The sequence below is a fragment of the Arthrobacter sp. AG258 genome, from assembly GCF_004364695.1.
Classification (GTDB): Bacteria; Actinomycetota; Actinomycetes; order Actinomycetales; family Micrococcaceae; genus Arthrobacter.
The window spans coordinates 254,320-275,411 of the sequence record NZ_SOBI01000004.1; the positions used below are offsets into that span (position 1 = coordinate 254,320).

A 21,092-nucleotide genomic window follows, 5' to 3' on the forward strand; every position below is an offset into this window, starting at 1 on the left:
TGCTTTTCACAGCATGTCACCGAGTCCTTATTAGTCGTCAGCACCACTTGCACCCCAGAAGGAAAACAGACTGTGGCAGAAAACGCACGTGATCACAGGGATGGCCAAGGCCGTTCCGAGTACCATGGCGTCCCCGCCAATGCGCTGCCGCTCACGGCCAGCGAAGACCGCCAATGGGCCACGCTGGCCCACTTCGGCGGGATCCTGGGGTGCATTCCGTCCCTGCTGATCTACCTGATCTTCCGGGACCGCGGACCGTTCACCGCGCAGGAGTCGAAGGAAGCGCTGAACTTCAGCCTGCCGCCCACCATCGCCGCGGTCCTGGCCAACATCCTGGTGTTCATTCCCTACGTGGGCAACATCTTCGCCGTGATCGCCACGCTGATCTGGGTGGCGCTGACCTGCTTCTCGGTGGCCGCAGGGATCCACGTCAACCGGGGCCAGCCGCACCGCTACCCGTACAACCTGCGCTGGATCAAATAGTCCCCAGCGGCTCCCAGCGGCTCCCAGCGCAATCAAGCCCCCGCAAGCCCGGCCGGGTTCGTGCTGCGGTTAGTCGGGCAGGATCCTGCGGACCACGGCGTCCGCCAGGAGCCGGCCCTTCAGGGTGAGGACCAGCCGTCCGTGGAACGCCGCGGCCGGTTCCACCAGTTCGTCCGCGATCAGGCCCGCCACCTCATGGCGGCCCAAGGTGCTGAGCGTCGAGACGTCGAGCCCTGACTGCAGCCGCGCCTCCAGCATCACCCGCTCCAGTCGCCTGGTGTCCGAATCCAGGGTTTCGCGGCCCGCAGCCGGCGAATAGCCCTGCGCGAGCCGGTTGGCGTAGGCCACAGGGTGCTTGACGTTCCACCAGCGCACGCCGCCCACGTGTGAGTGTGCGCCAGGCCCTATCCCCCACCAGTCGTCGCCCCGCCAGTAGGCCAGGTTGTGCCTGCAGGCCTGGTCCGGGGTCCGGGCCCAATTGCTGACCTCGTACCAGCCCAGCCCGGCTTCGGTGATCAGCTGGTCGGCGAGCTCGTACTTGTCGGCGTGGTCGTCGTCGTCGATTCCCGGGACCTCGCCGCGCCGCATCTGTGCGGCGAGCTTGGTGCCCTCCTCGACGATCAGCGCATAGGCGCTGATGTGATCGGGCTCGTAGGACAAGGCTGTTTCGAGCGAGTACCGCCAGTCGGCAAGGGATTCACCGGGCGTGCCGTATATCAGGTCCAGGCTGACGGCAAGTCCCGCCTCCCGGGCCCACCGGACCACCTGCGGAACCCGGCTCGGGGTGTGGGTGCGGTCCAGGACCTTCAAGACGTGCGGGACAGCGGATTGCATGCCGAACGACACCCGGGTGAAACCGGCTTCCTTGAGGATGGCCAGGGATTCGGGCGTGACGGAGTCGGGATTGGCCTCCGTGGTGACTTCCGCGTCCTCTTCGATTCCCCACTGGTCGATGGCGGCACGAAGAATCATGGCGAGGTCGCCGGCCGGCAGGAGCGTAGGCGTGCCACCGCCGAAGAAAACGGTGCTGAGCTTGCGTGCCGGGACGCCTGAACGCTGCAGTACCCGCGCGGCCAGCCCCACTTCCGAGACGGCCGTGCCCGCATAGGCATCCTGGGAAGCTCCGCCGCCGAGTTCCGTGGCCGTGTACGTGTTGAAGTCGCAGTACCCGCAGCGCACGGCACAGAACGGGATGTGGACGTACAAGCCGAAAGCCCGGGCCGCCGCACCGTCCGCTGCCTGAGCAGGCAGCAGGCCGTCCGACGGCGCCGGGTCGCCAAGGGGAAGAACGCTGGGCATCAGCGGGTCCCCCGCTGCGCGGTGGTCACTTCTTCTTGGCCTTGTCCTTTGAATCGTCAGTGGTGAGGGCGGCGATGAACGCTTCCTGCGGAACTTCCACCGTGCCCACCATCTTCATGCGCTTCTTGCCTTCTTTTTGCTTTTCCAGCAGCTTGCGCTTACGGGAGATGTCGCCGCCGTAGCACTTGGCCAGGACGTCCTTGCGGATGGCGCGGATGCTTTCACGGGCGATGATCCTGGAGCCGATGGCCGCCTGGATGGGCACCTCGAACTGCTGCCGCGGGATGAGTTCGCGCAGCTTGCCGGTCATCATCACGCCGTACGCGTACGCCTTGTCCCTGTGCGTGATGGCACTGAACGCGTCCACCTGTTCGCCCTGGAGCATGATGTCGACCTTGACCAGGTCGGCTGCCTGGTCACCGTCGGCCTTCCAGTCCAGGGACCCGTAGCCGCGGGTCTTGGACTTCAGGATGTCGAAGAAGTCGAACACGATCTCGGCCAGCGGGAGGCGGTACCTGATCTCCACCCGGTCCTCGGACAGGTAGTCCATCCCGCCCAGCACGCCGCGGCGGGCCTGGCAGAGTTCCATGATGGCGCCGACGAACTCGTTGGGGGCCAGGATGGTGGCGGACACCATGGGTTCGCGCACCTCCGCTACCTTGCCTGTGGGGTACTCGCTGGGGTTGGTCACCTGGACCACCTTCTTGTCCTCCAGGGTGACCTCGTACTCAACGTTCGGTGCGGTGGAGATGAGTGCCAGGTTGTATTCGCGTTCCAGGCGTTCGCGGGTGATCTCAAGGTGGAGCAGGCCGAGGAATCCGACACGGAAACCGAAACCAAGGGCTGCGGAGGTTTCCGGTTCGTACACCAGGGCTGCGTCGTTGAGCATGAGTTTCTCAAGGGCGTCGCGGAGTACCGGATAGTCGGCCCCGTCCAGCGGATACAGGCCGGAGAACACCATGGGCTTGGCGTCGGCGTAGCCGGGCAGTGACTTTGCGGCCGGCTTGGCCAGGTTGGTGACGGTGTCGCCCACCTTGGACTGGCGCACGTCCTTAACGCCGGTGATGAGGTAACCCACTTCACCGACGCCGAGGCCCTTTGACGGCGTGGGTTCCGGGGAGCTGACCCCGATTTCCAGCAGCTCGTGCGATGCCCTGGTGGACATCATCTGGATGCGCTCACGGGGGTGGAGCATGCCGTCCACGACGCGGACGTAGGTGACGACGCCACGGTAGGTGTCATAGACGGAATCGAAGATCATGGCACGGGCCGGTGCATCCGGGTCGCCCGTCGGGGCGGGGAGGTCGCGGACAATCTTGTCCAAGAGCGCCTCCACACCGACGCCGGTCTTGCCGGACACGCGCAGGACGTCCTCCGGATCGCCGCCGATGAGGTTGGCGAGTTCGGCTGCGTATTTCTCCGGCTGCGCTGCCGGAAGGTCGATCTTGTTCAGCACCGGGATGATGGTGAGGTTGTTCTCCATGGCCAGGTACAGATTTGCCAGTGTCTGCGCCTCGATACCCTGCGCTGCGTCCACCAGGAGGATTGCCCCCTCGCAGGCGGCCAGCGATCTGGAGACCTCATAGGTGAAGTCCACGTGGCCGGGCGTATCGATCATGTTCAGTGCGTAGCTGACCCCGTCCACTTCCCATGGCATGCGCACGGCCTGGGACTTGATGGTGATGCCCCGCTCACGCTCGATGTCCATCCGGTCCAGGTACTGGGCCTTCATGTCGCGCGCCTGGACAACCCCGGTGGACTGCAGCATCCGGTCAGCCAGCGTGGACTTGCCGTGGTCAATATGCGCGATGATGCAAAAGTTCCGAATAATGGCCGGATCTGTCGCGGCGGGCACCGGTGCGGTGCGGGCCATGGGAGACACGCAGGGTCCTTACTGTTGGCATTGTTCGCAGCCAGCCGGCAGGCAACCCCGAAGGTGCCGGGCGGTATGGCCGCAGATCTTGAACTCCCAGTGTCCCACGTCCCGGGCCGCGGCACCGCATCCTGCCGCGCCACAGTGGGGGCGTTCCGCCGGCCGCGCAGGGCGATAGGGTTTCAGCATGGCTATCGACCTCCGCTCCGTGGCTAACGCCGTCCGCCGCGGCCTGCGCATGCTGCAGTTGCGAGGCCCCGTCGAGGGTGCTCCCAAGTCCGCCTATCCGGGTGACTTCACCGGCCGGTCTGCCGTGCGGTATGCACCCCGGCCCGACGGCGATCCGGACCCCGGTGAGGTGGTGTGGACCTGGGTCCCTTACGAGGAGGACCACAGCAGGGGCAAGGACCGCCCCGTGCTGCTGGTGGGACATCATGGGACATATCTCCTCGGACTGATGATGACCAGCAGGGACCGGGTGGCGCCGGGTACGGCCTCCGACCTCTACGTGGACCTGGGCTCCGGCGCCTGGGACAAGCAGGGCAGGGCCAGCGAGGTCCGGCTGGACCGGGTCCTGCAGATCAGGCCGGACAGCGTTCGGCGGGAGGGCGCCGTCCTGGACAAGGCGCGTTTTGAGAAAGTTGCCTCCGGGCTGCGCCGGCGGCACGGTTGGACATAGGCACCGGAAATGGCCAGTCCCGTCCCTGACCTGCTATTCTTTATTGCTGTGTGTCCGTGCAGGTCGACGGTCACTGATGGTTGGCCGCCATAGGTATCCCCACGCCGCTCAGTCAAGGCCAGCCGGAAAGCCCTCTAGACCATTTCCGCATTACAAAGAGAGTTCACACGTGGCGAATATCAAGTCCCAGAAGAAGCGCATCCTGACCAACGAGAAGGCACGCCTGCGCAACAACGCAGTCAAGTCTGAGCTGAAGACGGCCATCCGCGCCGTCAACACCGCCGTTGAGTCCGCTGACAAGGAAGCTGCTACTACTGCGCTCGTTTCTGCCAGCCGTAAGCTGGACAAGGCTGTCAGCAAGGGTGTTCTGCACAAGAACAACGCAGCGAACCGCAAGTCGGCGATCTCCAAGAAGGTCAACGCACTCTAAGGTTTCCAGTTCCCGCGAACTGATGGTGTGGCCGGTACCGGAAGGTGCCGGCCACACGCGTTTAAGCGGCGGCCTGCCAGGCAGCGGGCACAGTGGTACGCAGCCGACCCTGGACGCCGGCAGCAGGATGCCCCGGGCGCCTCGCCGGCAGTCGCGTCTGCCGGCGTTACCTGCCCTGGACCGACATGGCGATCACCGTCACGGCATGTTCTACGGCGTAAACCGGATCCCGTGACAGGCCCTTCACTTGGGCATCAGCCTCTGCCGTGGCCTGGATGGAGCGCACCAGGCCCTCGGGGGTCCAGCGGCGGACGTCCCGCTGGGCCTGTTCAACCAGCCAAGGCTGCATTCCGAGTTCCGCCGCAATCTGGACGGACGATCCTGATGCGCCGGCCACCCGCGCCACCGTCCGCAGCTTTGCGGCGAGGGCGGCAACAAGGGGTACCGGATCCGCGCCCGTGGCGAGGGCGTGGCGGAGGGTGGACAGCGCCAGCGGCGCGTTTCCCGCCATGGCGGCGTCCGCCACCTTGAAGGCCGTGGCTTCGATGCGCCCTCCGTAGTACCGGTCCACAGTCTCGGACGTGACGGTAGTGGTGGCGTCAGCGATCAGCTGGCTGCAGGCGGCAGCGAGTTCGGACAGGTCTGCACCCACGGCGTTCACCAGCGCCTGGACGGCGTCCTGGTTGATTCGGCGTCCCGCCGCCTTGAATTCCGAGGTGACGAAAGAGATTTTGTCAGCGTCCTTCTTCAAGGGCTGGCAGTCAACGACGGGCCAGCCGCCCTTCTTGACGGCGTCGAGCAGCTTTTTTCCGCGGGCGCCGCCGGCGTGTCGAAGCACGACGACGGCATCCGGCTCGGGGTGCTGCACGTAAGCCAGCGCGTCGGCCAGGAAGGCTTCGTTCATGGCTTCCACAGATTCGACTTCAATGAGTTTGCTCTCGCCGAACAGCGAGGGGCTGACCTGCATGGTCAGGGCCCCCGGCTCATAACCGGCGGCGTTGATGCGGCTGAGTTCCACGTCCGGCGCCGCAGCCCGGACTTGCGCCCGGACCCTGTCCATGGCCCGGATGCCAAGGTATTCCTCCGGCCCGGTGACCAGCACGATCTGCGCCGGGGTCACGTCCCGCCAGGAGGCAGCGTTCGACGCCGGAGAGCGGGTTTCACGCTTTTGCGCAGCGGCCATCGAAGGTCCCTTCCGGAGGTTTTAGTGCAGTATCCCAGCCTGCCATGTCCGCGCCCGGGCTCCAAGCTGCCCGCAGCGCGGACCCGATGCATCCGGATCTCGAGCAGTTCGATCAACGCTTCAGTCCCCGTGTGCGCCTCCTGGATCCGACGGATGAGGTGCCGTGGCCGGGCAGCCGCCCACACCACGGCGAACGTGAGGACTGACAGCAGCAGCATGGAGAGCAGGCCGGGTACCCCTTCCGGCCATGGCAAAGCGGAGCCGGGCAGCTGCGCCGCGAACCTCGCGGTGGCGGCCACCCCTGAACTGAAGGCCCCCGCCACGGCAATCAGGACCGTGGCGGCGCAAGGAATGAGGGACACCAGGGGCACTGCGGCGGTCCCCAGCAGGGTCACAGGCGCAACCAGGGGCGCGGCCACCACGTTGGCCGGCAGGGCATATGTGGCGAACTGTGGCTGCAACAGGACGATGACGGGCCCGCACAGCAGCTGGGCGGACAGCGGGACGGCTACCGAAGCGGCCAGCCACCTCGGCACCACCACGGGAATCCAGTCGATGATCGGCCGGCCCAGGAGGATGATGCCCAGCGTAGCCAGCACTGATAGAAGAAAGCCGAAACTGGTGCCAAGTGCTGGATCTGACAGCAGGAGACCGATGACGGCCAGGCAGAGGAAGCTCAGCCCACGTCCCGAGCGTCCCCCGGCGAGGCTTGCAACCCCGATGGCTCCCATCAGGGCCGCACGCAGGACGCTGGCATCCGGACCCACAAGGACCACGAACAGCGCCAACCCGGCAAGGGCCACTCCCGCAGCGGGCGCACGGGGCAACCGGAACCGCCGGCACAACACCAGCAAAGCCCCCAGCACCAGGCTGCAGTTTGCCCCGCTCACCGCGGTCAGGTGTGTCATGCCCACCGCTTTCATGGCGTTCCCCAATCCCTGGTCCAGGGCGCTGGTGTCTCCGGTGACCATTCCCGGCAGGAGACCGCGGGCGTCCGGCTCCAGGAAGGACGCGGCCGACACGAACCGGTCCCGAAGCTCCCGTGCAGCCTCCTGCAGGACTGGACCGGCCGTTGTCGCCGCAGGCGCAGTGGAGGCCGCGAGGCTTCCCGCTTCCGTGCGTCCCGGTTCGGCCGGCCGCAACGTACCGGCCGCACGCACCGTTTGTCCCGGGACCAACGAGCCCCAGTCCTGTCCGCCCATGACAACCAGCGGGGCATGCGTGCGAATTCGCGCCCCGCCGGTCGAGACTTCCTGGGTCACCACCGGCACCGACCACCGTTCCGCCGCTCCCCCTGGTCCCGTCACCGCCCGTGGACTTCCGGCGACCTCCACGATGGCGACGACCGACCTGCCTGCTGCGATCGCCTCTGCCAGGGGTCCGTCGAAGCGCTGTGCTGAGCCCGCCGCCGACTGCGCGGCAGCGGCAGCGGCAAGCATCAGGGAGACCCCGACAGCAGCCATGAAACTCCTGGCCCGGGCCTTCCGGCTTGGTGTGGCCCGCGGCCCTTGGACGGGTTCACGTGTTCCCCTGCGGCTGCCTCTGGCGGCGCCGGAAATGAACGCTGCCGCAACGGCCGCCAAGACGGCGCACAGCAATCCCAGGGACGGAGGCGGCAACCAGATCCCGGCCACGGCGCCTCCCCACACCAGTGCTGCCGGAAGGGCGAGACGGAGATCGGTGCGGCGCCGGGGCGCAGTAACAGCAGAATCCGCCGCTGCCGGGGCGTCCGGCGCTTCCGCCGCGTGCTTGCGCACAAAGCCGGCGCACCATATCAGGCAGCCCTGGAGGAGCCGGCGTTGACGTGAACCAAGCGGAACCGTTCGTGAGTGTCCCGCGGTTCTTGAGGGCACCGGACCCTGCCCGTTCCCTGGCCGCCCGGGTGCTTCTCCCCGGACCGCTGACTCCACGAATTTGCTCCATGAGTTCTGCTGCGGGCCCCGGGCATGGCGGTCCTGCTCAGGCAATCCAGGCCCGGTGTCACCACCACGCGGCGCCATCTCAGACCGTCACCAGGGGCAGCAGGGACTCAAGCATCTTGGGCCCGACGCCATCCACCGCGTCCAGTTCCTCAACACTCTTGAAGGGGCCATGGTCTTTTCGCCAGTCGACGATCCGCTGCGCGAGCACGGGGCCGACCTTGGGAAGGGTGTCCAGTTCCGCCACACTTGCGGTGTTGAGGTTGATCTTCCCGCCGGGCTGGCCTGATCCGGCAACCGGACCGGCGGTGTCCGGGCCACCAGCGCTTCCTGTCCCTTGGACGGACGGAAGCGGCTCCCCCACCTTCGGGACCTGGATCTTCTGTCCATCTTCCAGGACAAGTGCGAGATTCAGCCGGTCCACGTCAGCATCGGCTGCAGGACCGCCCGCTGCAACAATGGCGTCGTCAACGCGGCTGCCCTGCCGCAAACGGATGACCCCGGGGCTGCCCACGGCCCCGGTCACATGCACCACCACCTGGCCGCCGCCGGACACGGGCTCCCCCTGGGCCTGGCCGGAATCCGCTGGCGAGTCCGGGCGGCCCTCTGCTGCACCGGCAACCGGGTCCTTGGAGGACGCATGGCTACCGCCGGAAATGCCTGTGCCGCCCAGTGGCAGGATTTCGGGGGCGCCGGCTCCCGCCTGCCACCAGAACCAGGCTCCGGCAGCCAACGCCAGCGCGGTGAGCAGCGCGGCAACGCGCAGTCCCATCCGCCACCGGAGGCGCAGGCCCGCATCTTTCCTGCCATCCGCGGCGGTTCCCATGCCGGCCTCGTCCGGTTGTCCCGGGCCATGGTACTCAAAGCCACCCGGGCCCGGACCGTCCAGCAGGAGGCCCGGGCGTCCCCCGCCCAGCGTGGACTGGAGCCGGTCCCTCGCATGCCGCGCCTGCTGACCTGCTGCTCCAGCATCCCGGCGTGACATAGCTCCACCCTAGGGAGCCCTGCCACCGGTCGACAGGGAGCGAGGCTCCTATGTGGAAAGGCTGGCGCCGCCGGTTCCCCTGCCGACGATGACGGCAAGCACTCCGAGCCCGGCGTGGGCCGCAAGGACAGCGGGCAGGGCGCTGATCTGGGCAGGAGGGCAGTCGGGCAAAGTCGCTGCCAGCCTGGCGGCCAGGCCGTCCGCTTCCGCCTGGTTTCCAAAGTGGTGTACGGCCAGGCGCACGGTTTCTCCCGGGCGGGGCACCGCTTCTGCCGCAACGATCTCTTCCAGCCGGGCCACGGCTCGCGCGGCGGAACGCACGCGTTCCAGCGGAACGATCCTGCCGCCGTCGACCGCCAGGATGGGTTTGATGGCGAGCATGGTGCCCACCAGCGACGCTGCGGCGCCGATCCGGCCGCCGCGGCGCAGCTGTTCCAGGCTGGGAACGTAGAAGTAGACCCTGGTCCGGGTTGCCTGGGCGTGGGCGGCCGCGGCGACGTCGGCGCAGCCTGCACCGGCTGCCGCGGCTGCGACTGCAGCTTGGACGGCCATTCCCTGGGCCATGCCGACAGTTTCCGTGTCCACCACCTCGACCGGGATTCCAACCCGTGCCGCAGCGAGCCTTGCGGCGTCCGCCGTACCGGAGAGTTCACCGGAGATGTGGACTGACACCACCGCCTCGAAGTCGCGCTGTTGGGCCGCGCGGTACGCCTGCTCGAACTGCCCGGGTGAAGGCCGGGACGTTTTGACGGCGGTTCCCGAAGCGAGGGCCACGGCGATGGTTTCCAGGATGTCGTCTTCGCCTTCGCCATAGATCTCCGCGCCCACCATGACGGGCATCGGCACTACGGTGAGGATTCCGTCGTGCGGAAGCCCCGCCAGATAGCTGGCCGGCAGGGCGGCTGCAGAGTCTGTGACGACGGCGGTGCGGACCGCGGCGCCGGGGCCCTGCCGCGTGGTCCCGGGACGGGCAGAGGGCCTGAGCGCCGAGAGCCGGGACCGTACCCATGGCCAGGCGGCGGCGTTACTGTCAGGCAAGGGGCCTCCTGGATACGGTGTCCGGCTCAGGCGGCACCGGCCGCCGGAAAATATCCGACGGCCGGTGGATACTGCGGGTGCAGCGGTCAGGCCGGAACGATGTTGACCAGCTTAGGCGCACGGACAATCACAGTCCGGATGCCGCGGCCGTCGAGGGCACGCTGGACATTTTCGGAGGCCAGGGCCAGCTCACGCAATTGGTCCTCGGAAACGTCCGGGGACACCTCCAGGCGGTCGCGCACCTTGCCCTGCACCTGGACAACGGCGGTGACCGTGTCCTGGACCAGGAGGGCGGGATCGTGTGCCGGCCAGCCCGCATTGGCCACCGATACCGGGTGGCCCAGCAGGTTCCACATGTCCTCGGCCGTGTACGGTGCGAACAGGCTGAGGATCACGGCTACAGCCTCTGCGGCCTCCCGGACGGCCGGGTCCGCGGCGCCGGCCCCGGAATCGATGGTCTTGCGGGTGGCGTTGACCAGTTCCATCAGCTTGGCCACCACCACGTTGAACTTGTTGGCATCCAGCAGTTCGGCGGCGTCGGCGATGGTGCGGTGCGTTACCGAGCGCAGGGTACGGTCACCGGCTGCGGCGTCCACCCCTGGGTCGCTGGCAACATCCTGTGCGAGGCGCCAGGCGCGGGCCAGGAACTTGGCCGAACCCGACGGCGACACGTCGGCCCAGTCCACATCGTCCTCGGGCGGGGAGGCGAACACCATGGTCAGGCGGACGGCGTCCACACCGTACTTGTCCAGCTGTTCACCGAGGTCCACGCCGTTGCCCAAGGACTTGCTCATGGCCTTGCCGCCGTTGAGCACCTGCCCCTGGTTGAGGAGGGCACTGAACGGTTCGTCGGCGTCGATCATGCCCAGGTCGTGGATGACCTTGGTGAAGAACCGGGCATACAACAGGTGCAGGATGGCGTGCTCCACGCCGCCGACGTACTGGCCAACAGGCATCCAGTCGTTGATCTTCTGCGGGTCGAAGGGGCCCTCGGTGAACTGGGGCGAGACGAAGCGCAGGAAGTACCAGGACGAGTCCACGAAAGTGTCCATGGTGTCCGTGTCGCGCTTTGCCGGGCCGTGGCAGGAGGGGCACTCGACATTGACCCACGCTTCGGCGGCCGCCAGCGGGGACGTGCCCTTCGGCGACAGGTCCTCGCCACGGAGGTCGGACGGCAGAGTCACCGGCAGCTGCTCGTCCGGAACGGGCACTTCCCCGCAGGACGGGCAGTGGATGATGGGGATCGGGGTGCCCCAGAACCGCTGGCGGCTCAGCAGCCAGTCGCGGAGCCGGAAGTTGACGAACTTCTCGCCGGTGCCCTGCTCTTCGAGGATCTTGATTGCGGCCGGGATGGCCTCGGCCTTGGGCAGCCCGTCCAGGGCCCCGGAATTGATCAGGGTGCCCTCGCCGGCAGTCGCCGTGCCGGACACGGCCGGATCCTCCTCGCCGGTGTCCAGGACCGCCCGGACAGGCAGGTTAAAGGTCTTGGCGAAGTCCAGGTCGCGCTGGTCGTGGGCGGGCACGGCCATGATCGCGCCGGTGCCGTAGTCGGCCAGGACGTAGTCGGCGGCCCAGACCGGGAGTTTCTCCCCGTTCAGCGGGTTGATGGCGTACCGGCCGGTGAAGACACCGGTTTTCTCCCGTTCCGTTGACTGCCGTTCTATTTCCGAGAGGGCCTTGACCTTCTCCCGGTAGTCCTCCAGGGCGGCGGCGTGTTCGTCGGTGACGAGTTCGACGGCGAGCGGCGCGTCAGCGGCCACCACGAAGAACGTTGCCCCGTACAGCGTGTCCGGACGGGTGGTGAAGACCGTGACGTCCTTGGCGGGCTTGCCGCCGTCGGCCTCCACCACGAAGGTGACGTGGGCGCCCTCGGACCGGCCGATCCAGTTCTTCTGCATGGCCAGCACGCGCTCGGGCCAGTGCCCGCGGAGCTCGTCCATGTCGTCCAGCAGCCGGTCGGCGTAGTCGGTGATCTTGAAGTACCACTGGTTCAGGGACTTCTTGGTGACGGTGGTGCCGCAGCGCTCGCAGGCACCGTTGACCACCTGTTCGTTGGCCAGCACGGTCTGGTCCTTGGGGCACCAGTTAACCGGCGAGTCCTTGCGGTAGGCCAGGCCGCGCTCGTAGAAGCGCTTGAACAGCCACTGCGTCCAGCGGTAATACTCGGGGTCGGACGTATGCAGGCGGCGCGACCAGTCGGCGGAGATCGCGTACCGCTTGAATGAGGCTGCCTGGGTGTCGATGTTGGCGTACGTCCACTCACTGGGGTGGGCGTTGCGCTTGATGGCTGCGTTTTCCGCGGGCAGGCCGAACGAGTCCCACCCGATCGGGTGCAGGACGTCGTAGCCCTTTTGGCGGAGGTAGCGGGCCACCACATCGCCCATGGCGAACGCTTCGGCGTGACCCATGTGCAGGTCGCCCGAGGGGTACGGGAACATGTCAAGCACGTAGCGGCGTTCCCGGGACCCGTCGTCCACCGGGGTGAAGACCTTGAGGTCCTCCCACACCTGGGGCCATTTGGCCTCCATGGCGGTGAAACTGTAGGTGCCCTCTTCGGGCCCTGCCGATACTGTTGCTGTTCCGGTCTCTGTCTCCGGCTGAACGCCCACTGCTGGCCTCTTCTATTCTTTTCGATCTTGTCCGATCAGGACGGGTCGCGCCTGATCCTTCGGTCCCCTGCTCCGGGCCCGCACTTCGTCCCGGACACACAAAAGCCCCTCACACGGAGGGGCTGCCGCTCGGCAATCCGGGAGTCTGGCCGGGATGCCGGGCGGCTAGCTAAGAAGGAGGATCGCACGCATACCACCACTTTAGCGCACGGCTTGCCAGCGTTATGTAAGTCGCCACGAGCGGCTGAATCGGCCGGCCCGGAAATGCCGAACTGTTGAGGGGGCCCGGGAGCGGCTTCGGGCGTCCGCGAAGCGGGCGGGGCCCCCTCAACAGTGAAGGCATCGGCTCGTCGGCCTACTTCACGTCCTCGTCAACCCAGTCCATGGACTTGGTCACGGCCTTCTTCCAGAGGCGCAGCTGGCGCTCCTGCTCCGCCTTGTCCATTTGCGGCTCCCACCGCTTGTCCTCGGACCAGTTGGCGGACAGTTCGCCCAGGTCCTTCCAGAAGCCGACGGCGAGGCCGGCCGCGTAGGCGGCGCCCAACGCCGTGGTTTCCACGACCTTGGGCCGGATCACCGGAACGCCCAGGATGTCCGCCTGGAACTGCATGAGGGCATCGTTGGCGACCATGCCGCCGTCGACCTTCAGCTCGCTCAGCGGCACGCCGGAGTCCGCGTTGACGGCGTCGAGCACTTCGCGGGTCTGGAACGCGGTGGCTTCCAGGGCAGCCCGGGCGATGTGGTTCTTGTTGACGAAGCGGGTCAGGCCGACGATCGCGCCACGTGCATCCGAGCGCCAGTAGGGAGCGAAGAGACCGGAAAACGCGGGGACGATGTACACGCCGCCGTTGTCCTTTACGGCCGCGGCCAGGGTCTCCACCTCCGGCGCGCTGCTGATCATGCCCAGGTTGTCCCGCAGCCACTGGATGAGGGAACCCGTGACGGCGATGGATCCTTCGAGGGCGTAGTGCGGCTTGGCGTCGCCGAGCTTATAGCCAACGGTGGTGAGAAGCCCGTTCTTGGAGTGGACGATCTCCTCGCCGGTGTTGAAGATCAGGAAGCAGCCGGTGCCGTAGGTGTTCTTGGCTTCGCCGGTGTCGAAGGCTGCCTGCCCGAAGGTTGCCGCCTGCTGGTCGCCCAGGATCCCTGCTACCGGTGTCTCGCGGAGCAGCTGGGATCCGTGGACCTCGCCGTAGACCTCGGAGGAGGACTTGATTTCCGGCATCATGCTGCGCGGCACGCCGAAGATGCCAAGGATTTCGTCATCCCACTGGAGGGTGTCAAGGTCCATGAACAGCGTGCGGGACGCGTTGGTGACATCGGTGACGTGAACGCCGCCGTCCACGCCGCCTGTCAGGTTCCACAGGACCCAGGCGTCGGTGTTGCCGAACACCAGGTCCCCGGCCTCTGCCTTTTCGCGGGCGCCGTCGACGTTGTCCAGGATCCATTTGATCTTGGTCCCGGAGAAGTAGGTTGCCAGCGGGAGCCCCACTTTTTGCTTGAACCGGTCTCCGCCGCCGTCCTTGGACAGTTCATCGACGATGTCCTGGGTCCGGGTGTCCTGCCACACGATGGCGTTGTAGACCGGCTTGCCAGTGGTCTTGTCCCACACCACGGCGGTTTCGCGCTGGTTGGTGATGCCGACGGCGGCAATATCGTGCCGAGTCAGGTTCGCCTTGGAAAGCGCGGAGCCGATGACCTCACGGGTGTTGTTCCAGATTTCCGTGGCGTCGTGCTCCACCCAGCCGGCTTGCGGAAAGATCTGTTCGTGTTCCATCTGGCCGGAGGAGACAATGGCGCCGCTGTGATCGAAGATGATGGCGCGGGTGCTGGTGGTGCCCTGATCGATAGCGATTACGTACTGGTTCATGATGACGTCCTTGTCCGGTTTGTTGATCTGTCGGGTGGGTTCAGGATGCTGCTGTGACGATGATGGGGACAACGCGGGCCACGAGGCCACCGAGTGCGCCGCCGATCAAGGGTCCGACGACGGGCACCCAGGAGTAAGCCCAGTCGCTGGAGCCCTTGCCCTTAATGGGAAGCAATGCGTGGGCGATGCGGGGTCCAAGGTCCCTCGCGGGGTTGATGGCGTAGCCCGTCGGGCCGCCGAGGGAAACACCGATGCCTACCACGAGCAGGGCAACGGCGAGCGGGCCGAGCCCGGAGGGGGTTCCGCCGAGGGTCAGGATGACCAGCACCAGCACGAAGGTGCCAATGACCTCGGTAATGACGTTCCAGGGCGTGGACCGGATGGCCGGCCCGGTGGAAAACACGCCGAGCTTGCCGGCGGGCTCAGGTTCGTCGTCGAAGTGCTGCTTGTATGCCAGCCAGCAGACCACGGCGCCGAGGAACGCGCCCAGCATTTCGCCGCCAAAGTAGGTCAGGGTGGAGGCGAAATCCACGGTGACTCCCGGAGCGTACTCGGCTTTGCCGTTAAGCAACAGGCCGAGCGTGACGGCGGGATTCAGGTGCGCGCCCGACTTGGCGGCAACGAAGACACCCGCGAAGACGGCTATTCCCCACCCCCATGTGACCATGAGGAACCCGCCGTTGTTGCCTTTTGTTCCCCGCAAAGCCACGTTGGCAACGACGCCGCAACCCAAGAGGGTCAGCATGCCGGTACCAAAGACTTCGGAGAGGAAAACTATTCCTAGAGACATCTTTGACTCCTTCTGTTTTTAGTTGTCGGCCCTCCGCGGGTGGAGGGCCGTTGGGCCGGGGTGACTCGCTCCCCCGGCCCCGCCCGGCCTCAGGAGACCAGGCTGTGCGTTTCCACCCGGTGGAAACGCTGCAGCACGTCCTGGGCGTGCTTGATCTCTGCGGTCCGCGTCGCAGCGTCCCAATTGAGCGGTCCGGAGAGCACCTCGGCGAGCTCGTTGAGCAGCTCGCCGGTGACGAGTCCCCGGAAGGCCAGGGAGGTGCGCCGGATCAGGACATCCACCAGATGGCCCACCTGTTCGTGTGCCGCCATGTATTCCAGTTCCCGGACGCTGAGCTCACGGGTGGAACGCAGCGCCTGGTCAGGGGCGGCGTCGAGGTACCCGATCACGTCTTCGGCCCGCGTTCCGTAGCGGGTCAGCAGGCCCGCCGTGCGGTCCGCGTCCCGGCCGGCCGACATGTGCGCCTTGATCCACTGCTGGACGCCGTTGTCGTCAGCGGGGAATCCGGCACCGCCGCCGATGGGCAGCTGCGCGGTTGAAACCTTGCGCTGCATGCCGAGTTCAGCGAGGACGTCGTTGGCGAGGTGCTCTGCGAGGGCGCGGAACGTTGTCCACTTGCCGCCTACCAGGCTCAGGACGACGGCGGAGCCCGCGTCCTGTCCGGAGGTGCGGCGTTCGATGCGGTAGTCGCGGGAGACGAAGCCAGGCTGGGTGGCGTCATGGCGTGGCAGGGGACGGACCCCGGAGAACGTATACACGATGTGTTCAGGTGTCACGTCGATCGAGGGGAAAACGTGCCCGATCAGGTCGAAGAAATACGCAATCTCGTCGTCGGTGCAGACGGCGTCCTCGGACATGTCGGCGTCGACGTCGGTGGTACCCACCAGGACCCGGTCACCCATCGGGTAGATCAGGACGATCCGGCCGTCAGTGTGCTCAAAGAAGATTTCGCGGCCCCGGCACGCGGCAAGGAGGCCCGGGTGGTCAAGCACGATGTGCGAGCCCTTGGTGCCGCCCATGAAGGATGACGCGGCACCCATGGCTCCGTTGGTGAGGTCCACCCACGCGCCGGTGGTGTTTACGATGACGTCCGCCGTGAAATCGAACTCCTCGCCGGTGAGTTCGTCACGGAGCCGGACGGTGCTGCCCCGCCCGGTCCCGGGGTTGGGTGCCGGAGACATGGACTGCAGGGACAGGTAGTTGCTGGCACGCGCCGTGTTGCCCTGTTCGTTGTGGGCCTGCTCCGTCCCCGCGGGGCGGCCGGCCTTCACGCCGTCCTGCAGGACGTCGAGGGTGAGCCGCTCCGGGTTGTGCACGGAGGCATCAAAGTAGGTGGCAGTGTATTTGACGTCCGGACGGAGGGCGGGCAACTCCTTGAGGGCGGCCTTGTGCGTGCGGAACTGGTGCCGCGGCACGGTGCCGCCGTCGCGGGAGAACGAGTCGTAGAGGCTCAGCCCGACTTTGATAAGGAACGCACCGCGCTCCTTCGGCTTGCCCTGCTGCTTGTGGGTCAGGAAGCGCATAGGCGCGGACAGGATGCCCGAAAACGTGCTGAAGATGGGAATGGTGGTCTGCAGCGGCTTGACGTAATGCGGCGCGATCTTCAGCAGCCGGTTGCGTTCCACCACGGATTCGCGCACCAGGCGGAACTCGCCGTTTTCGAGGTAGCGGATCCCGCCGTGGATCATGTGCGAGGATGCGCCGCTGGCCCCTTGGCAGTAATCTCCGCGTTCCACGAGCGCGACGTCGACGCCCTGCAAAGCCAGGTCGCGGAACGTACCTACCCCGTTAATGCCGCCGCCCACCACGAGTACTTTGGCGTGCGGCCTGCGCCGGAGGCTGTGTACCGATGAGCGTTCGGCTCCGGCCCGGGGCGCGCCGGCAGACAGTTGGACAGTTGGTTCCTTGGGTCCCAAAACAAACTCCCTTGGGGCTTTGAGTGATGCGGCTGCCACCGTGGCGTGCCGCCGTTCTGCTCTATTCTTTGGAGATATGGAAAATGGAGTCAAGCACTATGCACAAACGTGCAGATGGGAAATGAGATGACTCTCTCCAGGGACGCAGATGCCCTCCGAGCTGCACAAATGTACTATCTGCAGGACCTCACCATGGATGCGATCGCACGCGAACTGCGTACCTCCCGGTCCACCGTTTCACGCCTCCTGTCCGCCGCCAGGGAATCGGGGCTGGTGCAGATCCAGATCCGCAATCCGCTCGATACCGGCCCGGAGTTGGAAGGCATGATCCGGCGCAGGTACAACCTTGACGTGCACGTTGTACCGGTCCTGGGGACGCTCAACGAAGCCGAAACCCTGGACCGCGTGGCCATGCAGGCCGCACGCACCATCGGTCCCCTGGTGGACTCCAATGCCATCATCGGCGTTGCCTGGGGATCCACCCTCAGCGCGGTCAGCCGGCACCTCACCCGGAAGATCACCCACGACAGCGTTATCGTCCAGCTCAACGGCGCAGGAAACATGCACACCACGGGCATTACCTACGCCAGTGACATCATGCGAAGGTTTGGCAGCGCCTACGGCGCACGGGTGGAGCAGTTTCCCGTCCCGGCCTTCTTCGACCACGCCGCCACCAAGACGGCCATGTGGAATGAACGCAGCGTGCAGCGCGTCCTGGAACTCCAGGCCAAGATGAGCATTGCCATCTTCGGTGTCGGTTCGGTGCACGCCGACTACCCCAGCCACGTCTACGCGGGCGGATACCTCGACGAGGAGGACCTGAACGCGCTGGCCAACTCGGACGTGGTGGGCGACGTAGCCACCGTGTTCTTCCGGGCCGACGGTTCCTCCAACGGGATCGTCCTGAACGAACGCTCCACCGGGCCGGCACTTGCCCAGTTGCGCCAGGTGCGCCGGAGGATCTGCGTGGTCTCAGGTGTCTCCAAGATCAACGGCCTCCGCGGGGCCTTGGCCGCGAGGCTGGCCACGGACCTGATCCTGGACGAAGCCACCGCCCGCCGGCTGGTCGATTACGAGGGCCTGACAAGCTGAAGTGGGTAGAGTCGTTTCCATGAGAACCTCACCCCGGCTCAGCCTGAACAACGGCGTGCTGATCGACCAGCTTGGCTTTGGGCTGTATAAGGTGCCGGCGGCGGACGCAGAAGGCCTGGTGGCCACGGCGCTCGCGGCAGGCTACCGCCACTTCGACACCGCGGCCATGTACGGAAACGAGACAGGCGTCGCGCGCGGCATCAGTTCCCAGCTTGGCGACGGAACCGGAAGCGGCGGGTCCGGGGAGCTGTCCCCTTCCCTGACCCGGGAGGACGTTTTCATCACCACCAAGGTATGGAACGACCATCACGGCTACGACTCCACGCTGCGTGCTTTCGACGACTCCATGGTCAACCTGGGCCTGGACTACGTGGACATGTACCTGATCCATTGGCCATGCCCGCGGCGCGGGCTGTTCCCGGAAACGTACCGCGCACTGGAGACCCTCTACCGCGAAGGCCGCGTCCGCGCCATCGGCGTCAGCAACTTCCAGCCCGCCCACCTTGACCGGCTCCTGCAAAGCGCCGAAGTGGTTCCTGCCGTGAACCAGATCGAACTGCACCCCTGGCTGCAGCAGGAAGAACTGCGCAGCAAGCACGCTGACCTGGGTATCCGGACCGAAGCATGGAGCCCGCTGGGCCGCGGCCAGGTGCTTGCGGATCCGGTCATCGAAGCCTGCGCCGCCGAGCACGGCAGGACCCCGGCGCAGGTAATCCTGCGCTGGCACATGCAGCTGGGCAACATTGCCATCCCCAAGGCAAGTTCGGAGGCCCGCATCCGGGAGAACCTGGACGTCTTCGGGTTCGAGCTTTCCGAACGGGACCTCGCCGCGATTACTGCGTTGGACCGTGGGCAGCGCACCGGTTCGCACCCGGACAACGTCAACTAGGCGCGGGCATGGATACCGTGAACCCGGGGACCTCCCCTGCGCCGGCATACGTGAGTGCCGCACTGGCAGCGCGGACTTCGGCCGGCACCGTAACCCTCGACGGCGGCAGCGTGGCGTTCTGGACCTACGAGCCGCTGAAGGAAACACCGGAAACCCGCACCATCCTGGTGATCCACGGTTTCCGGGGCGACCATCACGGGCTCCTGCGCGTCGCGGACCAATTGCCGGACATGCGCATCATCATGCCCGACCTGCCGGGCTTTGGCAGGTCCGACGCCTTCGGGCAGGACGAGCATTCGGTGGAACGCTACGGACAGTTCGTCAGCGACTTCATGGCGGCCCGTGGGCTGGGACCGGACACCGTCCTGCTGGGCCACTCTTTCGGTTCGATCGTGGCAGCGCACTTTGTGGCCGGCCACCCCGGCGCAGTCCGCCCCCTGATCCTCATCAACCCCATTGCTGCCCCGGCGCTGGAGGGGCCCAAAGGCGTGATGACGCGGCTGGCAGTCCTGTACTACCGGCTGGCGGCAAGGCTCCCCCGCAAACCGGGGCTGGCCCTGTTGCGCAACCGGCTGATTGTGCGCGTCATGAGCGAGACCATGGCCAAGACACGCGACAAGGAACTGCGGGCATTCATCCACGGCCAGCACCACGCGTACTTCAGTTCCTTCGCCGACCGCGACAGCCTGCTGGAGTCCTTCACGGCGTCGGTCAGCAACCACGTGGCCCAGGTGGCCGGCCGGCTGGACCTCCCCGTGCTGCTGGTGGCCGGCGAAAGGGACGAAATAGCCACGCTTCCCAGCCAGCAGCGCCTCCTGGCACTGCTGCCGGACGGGGAGCTGAAGGTGATTCCCGGCGTCGGACACCTGATCCATTACGAAACGCCGGAGCCCGCCGCCCGCCACATCCGCAGCTTCCTGAAGGATCATCCCGCGTGAAGATAGTTATCGACGCCCGCTTTACCCGCACCGACCACCATGACGGCATCAGCCGCTACGGGGCCAGCCTGATCGCCGCCACGGCGAAAATCGCAGACGTCTCCATGCTGGTCTCCGACGTCCGCCAGCTCGCCCTCCTGCCGGATGTTCCGTACACGCTGATCAACAGTCCGCTCTCACCGCTGGAGCTGTTCGTGGCCCGCAGGGTCAACGGCCTCGGCGCCGATGTGGTGGTGTGCCCCATGCAGACCATGGGCACCTGGGGCAGGAAGTACGGCCTGATCCTGACGCTGCACGACCTCATCTACTACGAGCACCCCGCTCCCCCGGGATTCCTGCCGGCCCCGGTCAGGCTGCTCTGGCGCCTCTACCACAAGGCGTTCTGGCCCCAGCGGCTGCTGCTGAACCGGGCCGACACGGTGGCCACCATCAGCCGGACCACGGAGGCGCTCATCGCCAAGTACCGCCTGACCCGCCGGCCGGTGCGCATCATCGCCAACGCCCCCCAGCCGGCCCAGGTCCACCGCACCCCGGGTGACGGCGCGGACACGACGCTCATCTACATGGGCTCGTTCATGCCCTACAAGAATGTGGAAACCATGGTGGCCGGCATGTCCGGGCTGCCCGGCTACACCCTGCACCTGCTGAGCCGGATCAGTCCACAACGGCGCGCGGAACTCGAAGGCCTGGTGCCGCCGGGCGCCGCCGTGGTGTTCCACAACGGCGTCACCGACGAGGAATATGACGGGCTGCTGCGGCGGGCCACCGCACTGGTAAGCCTGTCCAGGGCCGAGGGCTACGGGCTCCCCCTGGTGGAAGCCATGGCTGTGGGGACGCCGGTGATCGCCAGCGACATCCCGATCTTCCGCGAGGTGGGCGCGGACGCAGCCCTGTACGTGGACCCGGGCTCCCCCGAACAGTTCGCGCACGCGGTGGCGCAGTTGCAGGATGACGGGCATTGGCAGGACATGTCCCGGCGTTCCGTGGCGCGGGCCGCCGAATTCAGCTGGGACGAATCGGCGAGGCAACTGGTGGATGCGGCACACGAAGTGGTGGCGAACAGGCGGCGCTGAGCGCGTCTCCAGTCCGGTGACGCAGG

The 21,092-nt window shown here is 66.6% G+C and carries 17 protein-coding genes; 7 read left to right on the forward strand and 10 right to left on the reverse strand.

The window, feature by feature from the left end; all coding sequences use genetic code 11:
- Nucleotides 1-72 precede the first annotated feature (72 nt).
- Complete coding sequence (locus tag DFO47_RS10395; RefSeq protein WP_018761396.1) at nucleotides 73-483, forward strand: DUF4870 domain-containing protein; 411 nt, start codon at nucleotides 73-75, stop codon at nucleotides 481-483.
- A gap of 69 nt (nucleotides 484-552) precedes the next feature.
- Here the strand turns inward: DFO47_RS10395 and hemW are convergent, their stop codons facing one another.
- Both hemW and lepA read right to left on the reverse strand, forming a co-directional pair.
- Complete coding sequence (gene hemW / locus DFO47_RS10400; protein WP_018761397.1) at nucleotides 553-1,782, reverse strand: radical SAM family heme chaperone HemW; 1,230 nt, start codon at nucleotides 1,780-1,782, stop codon at nucleotides 553-555.
- A gap of 25 nt (nucleotides 1,783-1,807) precedes the next feature.
- Nucleotides 1,808-3,664, reverse strand: a complete 1,857-nt coding sequence (gene lepA / locus DFO47_RS10405) for a translation elongation factor 4 (RefSeq protein ID WP_026264477.1) — start codon at nucleotides 3,662-3,664, stop codon at nucleotides 1,808-1,810.
- A 178-nt stretch (nucleotides 3,665-3,842) separates the two neighbouring features.
- Here lepA and DFO47_RS10410 point away from each other — a divergent pair, with 178 nt between their 5' ends.
- A complete protein-coding gene (locus tag DFO47_RS10410) occupies nucleotides 3,843-4,334 on the forward strand; it encodes a type II toxin-antitoxin system PemK/MazF family toxin (protein WP_018761399.1) in 492 nt (163 codons plus the stop codon).
- 169 nt (nucleotides 4,335-4,503) lie between these two features.
- A complete protein-coding gene (gene rpsT, locus DFO47_RS10415; RefSeq protein ID WP_018761400.1) occupies nucleotides 4,504-4,764 on the forward strand; it encodes a 30S ribosomal protein S20 in 261 nt (86 codons plus the stop codon).
- Nucleotides 4,765-4,930: 166 nt separating this feature from the next.
- Here the strand turns inward: rpsT and holA are convergent, their stop codons facing one another.
- The 8 genes from holA to DFO47_RS10455 all read right to left on the reverse strand — a co-directional run bounded on the left by holA (nucleotide 4,931) and on the right by DFO47_RS10455 (nucleotide 17,074).
- Nucleotides 4,931-5,947 carry a DNA polymerase III subunit delta gene (gene holA / locus DFO47_RS10420; RefSeq protein WP_133831582.1) on the reverse strand — a complete coding sequence of 339 codons (1,017 nt, stop codon included), beginning with the start codon at nucleotides 5,945-5,947 and terminating at the stop codon, nucleotides 4,931-4,933.
- Complete coding sequence (locus tag DFO47_RS10425; protein WP_133831583.1) at nucleotides 5,881-7,410, reverse strand: ComEC/Rec2 family competence protein; 1,530 nt, start codon at nucleotides 7,408-7,410, stop codon at nucleotides 5,881-5,883. Before DFO47_RS10425 ends, holA begins: the two co-directional genes overlap by 67 nt.
- Before the next feature lie 538 nt (nucleotides 7,411-7,948).
- Nucleotides 7,949-8,851 carry a helix-hairpin-helix domain-containing protein gene (locus DFO47_RS10430; RefSeq protein WP_243835431.1) on the reverse strand — a complete coding sequence of 301 codons (903 nt, stop codon included), beginning with the start codon at nucleotides 8,849-8,851 and terminating at the stop codon, nucleotides 7,949-7,951.
- A 48-nt stretch (nucleotides 8,852-8,899) separates the two neighbouring features.
- Nucleotides 8,900-9,889 carry a DegV family protein gene (locus tag DFO47_RS10435; RefSeq protein ID WP_133831584.1) on the reverse strand — a complete coding sequence of 330 codons (990 nt, stop codon included), beginning with the start codon at nucleotides 9,887-9,889 and terminating at the stop codon, nucleotides 8,900-8,902.
- Nucleotides 9,890-9,975: 86 nt separating this feature from the next.
- Entirely contained in the window at nucleotides 9,976-12,498 is a 2,523-nt protein-coding gene (gene leuS, locus DFO47_RS10440) for a leucine--tRNA ligase (RefSeq protein ID WP_133831585.1), read from the reverse strand.
- 355 nt (nucleotides 12,499-12,853) lie between these two features.
- Nucleotides 12,854-14,368, reverse strand: a complete 1,515-nt coding sequence (glpK, locus tag DFO47_RS10445; RefSeq protein ID WP_109044557.1) for a glycerol kinase GlpK — start codon at nucleotides 14,366-14,368, stop codon at nucleotides 12,854-12,856.
- Between the two features lie 40 nt (nucleotides 14,369-14,408).
- Nucleotides 14,409-15,158: an MIP/aquaporin family protein gene (locus DFO47_RS10450; RefSeq protein ID WP_026264481.1), complete on the reverse strand. Its 750-nt coding sequence runs from the start codon at nucleotides 15,156-15,158 to the stop codon at nucleotides 14,409-14,411.
- An 89-nt stretch (nucleotides 15,159-15,247) separates the two neighbouring features.
- The gene (locus DFO47_RS10455; RefSeq protein WP_208294392.1) at nucleotides 15,248-17,074 is read right to left on the reverse strand and encodes a glycerol-3-phosphate dehydrogenase/oxidase; all 1,827 of its coding nucleotides are present in this window, start codon (nucleotides 17,072-17,074) and stop codon (nucleotides 15,248-15,250) included.
- Between the two features lie 126 nt (nucleotides 17,075-17,200).
- On the opposite strand from DFO47_RS10455, the gene DFO47_RS10460 reads away from it, so the two are divergent.
- The 4 genes from DFO47_RS10460 to DFO47_RS10475 are packed head-to-tail and all read left to right on the forward strand — an operon-like array spanning nucleotide 17,201 to nucleotide 21,066.
- Entirely contained in the window at nucleotides 17,201-18,166 is a 966-nt protein-coding gene (locus DFO47_RS10460) for a sugar-binding domain-containing protein (protein ID WP_026264485.1), read from the forward strand.
- Between the two features lie 19 nt (nucleotides 18,167-18,185).
- Nucleotides 18,186-19,055 carry an aldo/keto reductase gene (locus tag DFO47_RS10465; protein WP_109044556.1) on the forward strand — a complete coding sequence of 290 codons (870 nt, stop codon included), beginning with the start codon at nucleotides 18,186-18,188 and terminating at the stop codon, nucleotides 19,053-19,055.
- A gap of 8 nt (nucleotides 19,056-19,063) precedes the next feature.
- Nucleotides 19,064-19,993: an alpha/beta hydrolase gene (locus DFO47_RS10470; protein WP_133831586.1), complete on the forward strand. Its 930-nt coding sequence runs from the start codon at nucleotides 19,064-19,066 to the stop codon at nucleotides 19,991-19,993.
- Nucleotides 19,990-21,066 (forward strand): glycosyltransferase family 1 protein, encoded by a 1,077-nt coding sequence (locus tag DFO47_RS10475; protein ID WP_133831587.1) that lies wholly within the window; start codon nucleotides 19,990-19,992, stop codon nucleotides 21,064-21,066. Before DFO47_RS10470 ends, DFO47_RS10475 begins: the two co-directional genes overlap by 4 nt.
- Nucleotides 21,067-21,092: the final 26 nt, after the last annotated feature.